The following is a 2,286-nucleotide window of genomic DNA, read 5'->3' as shown; positions in this document are numbered from 1 at the left end:
TTTTATTAAAAGTCAAGAAAATGTTTAAAATCATTTAAAATTAAGTAACCAAATAAAATATCACACATTTTATAAACCAAAAGAGAGGATAGATGGACAGGATTAAAATACCTGTATTCATCTATCCTTTTTTGTACAACAAATGACCTCATTTACCACAACAACGATGTTGGTTGTTGTTGAACTAACGCACCCGTTAGTTCAATAAGACATTTAATAGCTTAACACGGTCTTTTTAAAAAACTAACGTTTTTTTAAGATAGAAGAGATTTATATATCTCTCCAATAATCCCTTCCAATTGATGAACGCCTAATTCTGCATTCGTCATAATAACGGCACCTTTTTCCAAGTGTGGATGTGCCACCATCATACATTGAAAACCTACTCCCCAACCGAGTGATGTTATTTCTAGTTCTTTTTCGGAGCCTTCAAGAAACACACCTAATCCAGTCCAGCTTTTACCTCTTTGCGGGGTTATCATTTCTTTTGCTAAACTTTCCGAAATACCCAGCTTACTTTTTCCTTTTACTGCATTCATTAACTCAAGAACTAATTCAGCTAAATCCAAAGAAGTTGTCCATAGTCCAGAAGCTGCTGGATAAGGATATATAGGATGTTTTCCATCTACTAATTCCCCGTTTTTGTTATGACCGCAAGAAAAGTTATCTCTATCCACTTCCGACATTGTTGTATTTAATTGGCTATTTTTCATTCCTAGTGGTTCAAATATGAACTCATTTACCACTTGATAAAACTGCTTTTTCGTTACATCTTCTATTAGTTGCTGAAGAATACAATAGCCTGCATCTGAATAATGGAATTCACTCTCTGGCTCGAATTGAACTTCAATAGGAACCTTACAATAATGGGATTTTCCCTCTAACAATTCAACCATCGAAGGAAAACCTATATCTGAATTTAGTTCTAAAAAACTACCTTCAGGGTCCTTGATTCCAGATTGATGACTAAGCAAGTTTCTTAAAGTAACTTTTTTATTTTTTGTATATTCATTTTCAGGCACTTTCCAAGTAACAAGTCTTTCATTTACATTTTCATCTAAATCAAGATGCCCTTCTTCTAGTAACTTTATTGCTATTATTCCAGTTAAGAATTTACTAATGGAACACGCACTAAAAATAGAATCATCATTTACCTTTCTATCACTATTTACTTCAAGTAAACCATAGTTTACTGTTCCTCTGATTTGACCTTCTTCGAACAATGCAATACTTAAACCGTTTACATTATAATGTTCCATTCGTTCTTCAATTTTGATATTTTTTAATTTCATTATTCTCCTCCTAGATAACTTTATAAAGAAATTATAACACGAATGTACGTTCTAATGTATTTATTTGGAAACAAAAAATAAGCGATAATCCTTCTTGGATCATCGCACCCGATAGTTTAATAAGGTTATGAAACATACGTCCAAATTATTCTTTCGGAATTTTTTTAATAATGATAATATTAAAGCGTAATTATTTTACAGAAGGAGAGGTTCTTTTGACAACCACTACAAATGATAAAACTATTATTAAAGAGGTAACAATTAATGCACCATTAAATTTAGTATGGTTTGCCTGGACAATTTCTGAAAGAGTTTCTGAATGGTTTGCACCTGAAACTGTTGTAGAAGCTAAAGAAGGTGGTGCATATGAACTTTACTTTATACCTGGAAATAGTGAGGGTATGAATACGAAGGGTTGTAAAATCACAAAACTTATTAATGAAAAGGAGCTACATTTTACTTGGAAAGGACCAGACCAATTTGAGACTTTAATGAACAATGAAAATGAATTAACAAATGTTAATGTAAGTTTCAAATCAATCAATGAGGATTCTACCAAAGTTATTGTTAAACATATTGGATTTAAAGATAATGCGGACTGGACCGAAGCAATCAAGTGGCACCAAATGGCTTGGTCAGGAGTTCTTAATAGTCTAAAATCTGCTCTCGAAAATGGCGAAGGAAATTTATGTTGCCAACCTTAAAAAGAATATTTTACATACACCATCTATATTTTTTTAGTATGTAGATGGTTTTTTATTTCCTAAAAAGCATTCAGAACCTATCTCGTGATGTAGGAATAGTTGTTGAACTAAACTGCAGTTAGTTAAGAATGTGTTTCACTTCATATTTTCTTCGTAGTGCGTCGTAATTCTAAGCCTCAGTATTTATAAGAATACTACCTTCGCACTATTTTAATTAACATTCATTGAAAATACATGTTTAATCTATTATTCTAAAATTATAAGTTCTTGGGCATTTGATTTCGGTCACT

General features: G+C 31.9%; 2 protein-coding genes. One reads left to right on the top strand and one right to left on the bottom strand.

Annotation, left to right across the window (positions count from 1 at the left end; genetic code table 11):
* Positions 1-254: 254 nt before the first annotated feature.
* Positions 255-1,292 carry a serine hydrolase domain-containing protein gene (locus tag ACR65M_RS26730; RefSeq protein ID WP_440274922.1) on the bottom strand — a complete coding sequence of 346 codons (1,038 nt, stop codon included), beginning with the start codon at positions 1,290-1,292 and terminating at the stop codon, positions 255-257.
* Positions 1,293-1,507: 215 nt separating this feature from the next.
* Here ACR65M_RS26730 and ACR65M_RS26725 point away from each other — a divergent pair, with 215 nt between their 5' ends.
* Complete coding sequence (locus tag ACR65M_RS26725) at positions 1,508-1,996, top strand: SRPBCC family protein (RefSeq protein WP_440274921.1); 489 nt, start codon at positions 1,508-1,510, stop codon at positions 1,994-1,996.
* Positions 1,997-2,286: the final 290 nt, after the last annotated feature.

This window comes from Ferdinandcohnia sp. SAFN-114, assembly GCF_059415045.1.
The sequence above is the reverse complement of the archived record's forward strand: the minus strand, read 5'-3'. Positions and strand labels throughout refer to the sequence as shown.

Coding starts and splice junctions, on each gene's coding strand:
- ACR65M_RS26730 (WP_440274922.1), bottom strand. CDS start 1,292: ATGAAATTAAAAAATATCAAAATTGAAGAACGAATGGAACATTATAAT.